We start from the raw sequence: 4,706 nt of genomic DNA on the forward strand, positions 1-4,706 counted from the left end.
CATCTGGCGCTCGTCCACCATGGCGCCCATGGCGGTCGCCGGGTCCAGCGGATCGCCGGGCCGCAGGCGCGCGGCGTGCTGCGCGACCTTTTCCATGAACGTTTCGTAGATGCCGTCCTGCACGTACAGGCGCGAGCCGGCGATGCAGACCTCGCCCTGGTTGGAGAAGATGGCCAGCGCGGCCACCAGGGCGGCGCGATCCAGGTCGGGGCAGTCCTCGAACACGATGTGCGGCGACTTGCCGCCGCATTCCAGCCATACGCGCTTGAGATTGGATTCGCCCGAATAGCGCATGAAGCGCTTGCCGGTGGCCGTGGAGCCGGTGAAGGCGATGCAGTCCACGTCCGGGTGCAGGCCCAGCGCCTGGCCGGCCTCGGCGCCCAGGCCGGGCACCACGTTGAACACGCCGGGCGGGATGCCGGCGTCCTGCGCCAGGCCGGCCAGGCGGATGGCCGACAGCGAAGATTGCTCGGCCGGCTTGAGAATGACGCTGTTGCCCGCGGCCAGCGCCGGCGCGACCTTCCAGGCGGCCATGAGCAGGGGGTAGTTCCACGGCACCACGGCGGCCACCACGCCCAGCGGCTCGCGCGTGATGGTGGCCAGCGCCGAGGGGCCGGTGGGCGCGATCTCGTCGTAGACCTTGTCGATGGCTTCCGCATACCAGGCATAGCAATGCGCGGTTTCCGGCAGGTCGAAGGCCAGGGCGTCGCGGATGGGCTTGCCCATGTCCAGCGTCTCGATCAGGGCAAGTTCCCCGGCATGCTCCCCGATGAGCGTCGCCAGCCGCTGCAGGCGCGCCTTGCGCTCGCGCGGCGGCAGCCCCGCCCATGCTCCCGCCTCGAACGCGCGCCGCGCTGCCTCCACCGCGCGGTCCACATCCGCCTGCCCGCAAGCCGCCACCTGCGCCAGCCTGCGCCCGTCGATCGGGCTGATCGCCTCAAACGTCGTCCCGCCGGCGGCATCGCAATACGCGCCATCGATATACGCCTGCCCCCGCAGCTCAAGCGCAGCGGCCCTGGCATGCCAATCTTGGGTGTCTTGGTTCATGATCCCGTCTTCCTTTCAGATGTCAGTCTTCCACGGCGCCGTGCGCTCCACGGGCCGCAGCGCCGCGGGCAAGAAACCGGCCCTCGCAACGCGACGGCGCCCCCCAGGCGCGCCGGGGGCCCTTACCCCGCTCTTGCCACCATCGCATCCAGCAGCACATTGCACCCCGCCTCCAGGTCTTCCGGCTTGGCGTCCTCGATCTCGTTGTGGCTGACGCCGTCTTTGCAGGGCACGAAGATCATGGCGGTGGGCGCGACCGAGGCCATGTAGACCGCGTCGTGGCCGGCGCCGGTGACGATGTCCATGGCCGGCAGCCCGCGGCGCGCGGCGCTTTCGCGCACTTTGCCCACCAGGCCGGGGTCGAACGGCGTGGGCGGGAAGTGCTGCACGTCCTTGATCTCGACCTGCACGTTGTGGCGGCGCGCGACTTCCTGGCAGACCTGGCGCCATTGGCTGTCCATCTCGGCCAGGCGCTGTGCGTCTTCGTGGCGCAGGTCCACCGTGAGCCGGACCTGTCCGGGGATCACGTTGCGCGAGCCGGGGTGGGCGTGGATCTCGCCCACCGTGCCGCGGCCGTGCGGCGGGTGCGCGCGCGCGATGTCGATGACGGCCTGCAGCAGGAAACTGGCTGCGTACAGCGCGTCGCGCCGCACCGGCATGGGCGTGGGCCCGGCGTGCATTTCCATGCCGGTGACCGTCACGTCGTACCAGCGCAGCCCCAGCGAGCCGGTGACCACGCCGACCACTTTGCGCTCGTGCTCCAGGATGGGGCCCTGCTCGATGTGCGCCTCGAAGTAGGCGTCCACCGGCCAGCCGCCCACCGGCTCGCTGCCGGCGTAGCCGATGGCCTTCAGTTCGTCGGCCACCGACTTGCCCTCGGCGTCGCGCGCGGCCAGCGCCACTTCCAGCGGGAACTTGCGGGCGAACACGCCCGAGCCCATCATCACGGGCACGAAGCGCGAGCCTTCCTCGTTGGTCCAGATGGCCAGCTCCAGCGGCGCCTCGGTGGTCACGCCGGCGTCGTTGAGCGTGCGCATGACTTCCAGGCCGGCCATCACGCCATAGCAGCCGTCGAACTTGCCGCCGGTGGGCTGGGTGTCGATGTGGCTGCCGGTCATGACCGGCGGGCGGCTGTTGTCGCGCCCGGGGCGGCGCGCGAAGATGTTGCCCACCTGGTCTACGCGCACTGTCAGGCCGGCCTCGCGCATCCAGCCGGTGACCAGGTCGCGGCCCTGGCCGTCCAGCGCGGTCAGCGCCAGGCGGCAGTTGCCGCCCTTGGGTGTGGCCCCGATGCGGGCCAGGTCCATCAGCGACTGCCAGAGCCGCTTTCCGTTGATTGCAAGCTGAGTGGTCATGATCAATGTTCCCATGTGTCAATGTTCCTGGCCGCGACGGGCCAGCGCCGCATTGCGGATGCCGGTGAGCGTTTCGCCAGGCGCGATGCCGTCGGCGTCGTAGCGGATTTCCAGCAGCGCGGGCAGGCTTTCGCGCTCGGCGAAATCCAGCGCGCGCCGCAGCGCCGGCCCGAAGCTGGCGGTGTCTTCCACCGCCTCGCCATGGCCGCCGTAGCCCTTGATGATCTGCGTGAAGTCCGGATTGGCGAAGTCCAGCGCGATGGCGCGTCCGGGGAATTCGCGCTCCTGGTGGGCGCGGATGGTGCCCCACACGCCGTTATTGAAGACTAGCACCACGATGCCCAGGCGGTACTGCATGGCCACGCCCAGTTCCTGCATGTTCATCTGGAAGCAGCCGTCGCCCGCGTAGCAGACCACGGTGCGGCGGCGGTCTTCGAGCTTGGCCGAGATGGCGGCAGGCAGGCCATAACCCATGGAGCCCACGGTGGGCGCCAGGCTGGTGCCGGGGCCGGTGAAGCAGCGGTAGCGGTGCGGGTACAGCGCGTAGTTGCCCGCGCCCACCGTGACGCAGGCGTCGGCCGGCAGCAGGGCGTTGGCCGCGGCGGCGGCCTCGTCCAGGCTCATGGGGCCGGCCGCGGGCAGGGGCTGCCAGCTGGCCCGCAGTTCGGCGTGCGCGGCGTGCACCGCCTGTCCGCGCGGCACGGCATGGCCGGGCGCGAGCGCGGCCGCCGCCGCGGCGAAGCCGGCCGGGTCGGCCACGATGGCCTGGGTGGGCGAGAAGACGCGGCCCAGCTCGGCCGCGTCGGGGTATACGTGGATGAGCTGCTGGCGCGGCAGCGGGCTTTCGATGAGGGTGTAGCCCTCGGTGGTGGCTTCGCCCATGCGCGTGCCCACGGCCAGCACCAGGTCGGCCTCGCGCAGCCGCCGGCGCAGGGCAGGCGTCATGGCCCAGCCCACATGGCCGGCGGCGTTCGGATGGCGCTGGTCGAAGCATTCCAGGCGCCGCCACGCCGTGCCCACCGGCAGCTCGAAGCGCTCGGCAAAGCCGGCGATGTCGCCGATGGCCTCGCGCGTCCAGCCATGCCCGCCCAGCAGCAGGAAGGGCCGCTCGGCCTGGTCCAGCAGCGCTTTCATGCGCGCCATGTCGCCGGCGCCCGGGTGGATGCGCGTGCGCGTGTAGCGCGGCAGGTCGGCCACGCGGGCGCGGCCCCACAGCGTGTCTTCGGGTAGGGCCAGCACCACGGGGCCGGGCCGTCCGCTGGTGGCCACCGCGAAGGCGCGCGCGATGAATTCGGGAATGCGGTCGGTGCGGTCGATCTGCGCCACCCATTTGGCCATCGGGCCGAACATGCGGCGGTAGTCGATTTCCTGGAAGGCTTCGCGCTCCATGAAGTCGTTGCCGACCTGGCCCACGAACAGAATCATGGGCGTGGAATCCTGGAAGGCGGTGTGCACGCCGATGCTGGCGTTGGTCGCGCCCGGGCCGCGCGTGACGAAACAGATGCCCGGTTCGCCGGTGAGCTTGCCGTAGGCTTCGGCCATGTAGGCCGCGCCGCTTTCCTGGCGGCACACGATGGGCTCGATGACGCCGGCGTGCTCGTTGAGCGCGTCGATGCAGGGCAGGTAGCTTTCGCCGGGGATCATGAACACGCGCCGGGCGCCGTGGATGCGCAGTTGCTGCATCAGGATCTGCCCGCCGTTGCGTTCGGGATGTGCGGCTGACGTCATGCGGAGTCTCCATGGGATTGAGCGGCGGCCCCTTGCTGCTGCGCGGCCGTCCAGGCTTCGAATTGTGCGTGGCGCGCCAGCAGGCGGCGCGCGGTGTTGTAGTCGGGCGCGTCGACGCGGGGGCCGGCCGGCCTGCCCGGCGCGCTGGGCCTCGAAGGCCGCCACGCAGGCGCGGGCCGCCTCGACCTCGGCGGCGTCCGGCGTAAAGGCGCGGTGGATCAGCGGCACCTGCCCGGCCACCGTGGCGCACTTCGACTTGAAGCCCACGCGGCGCGCCCAGCGCAGCTCGGCCTCGAGGGCGCCGGGGTCGCGGTAGTTGAAGGGGCAGTCGATGGGCACGCGGCCCGCGGCGATGCAGTCCACCAGGAAACGGGCGCGCGCGGCATGCAGCTCGATGCCGTCCCTGCCGCGCTCGGCGCCCAGGCTGGCGCTCAGGTCTTCGGCGGCCAGCAGGCAGGCCGAGACGGCGCGGGCCTGGCGCTGAGTATGTCATAGGCGCGGTACAGGCCCAGCGCCGATTCCAGCATGGGCACGATCTCGTGCTGCCCGGCGGCAGCCCGGACTCGGCCTCCAGCG

3 protein-coding genes and 1 pseudogene are annotated in these 4,706 nt (G+C 71.4%); all 4 read right to left on the reverse strand.

Features of this window, described 5'->3' with window-relative positions:
- On the reverse strand, positions 1–1,047 hold a 1,047-nt coding region (locus tag AD428_RS23070), incomplete at its 3' end, for an aldehyde dehydrogenase family protein (RefSeq protein WP_200908088.1).
- 122 nt (positions 1,048–1,169) lie between these two features.
- The gene (locus tag AD428_RS23075) at positions 1,170–2,402 is read right to left on the reverse strand and encodes a Zn-dependent hydrolase (protein WP_053246710.1); all 1,233 of its coding nucleotides are present in this window, start codon (positions 2,400–2,402) and stop codon (positions 1,170–1,172) included.
- A gap of 18 nt (positions 2,403–2,420) precedes the next feature.
- Positions 2,421–4,130 carry a thiamine pyrophosphate-binding protein gene (locus tag AD428_RS23080; protein WP_053246711.1) on the reverse strand — a complete coding sequence of 570 codons (1,710 nt, stop codon included), beginning with the start codon at positions 4,128–4,130 and terminating at the stop codon, positions 2,421–2,423.
- Positions 4,127–4,706, reverse strand: a pseudogene (locus AD428_RS29865) (HpcH/HpaI aldolase/citrate lyase family protein); the annotation flags it as partial. The pseudogene AD428_RS29865 and the gene AD428_RS23080, both read right to left, overlap by 4 nt.

The sequence above is a fragment of the Achromobacter sp. DMS1 genome, from assembly GCF_001270295.1.

Excerpts from the sequence above, each read along its gene's own strand:
- AD428_RS23075 (WP_053246710.1), bottom strand. The coding sequence starts at position 2,402 with ATGACCACTCAGCTTGCAATCAACGGAAAGCGGCTCTGGCAGTCGCTG.
- AD428_RS23080 (WP_053246711.1), bottom strand. The coding sequence starts at position 4,130 with ATGACGTCAGCCGCACATCCCGAACGCAACGGCGGGCAGATCCTGATG.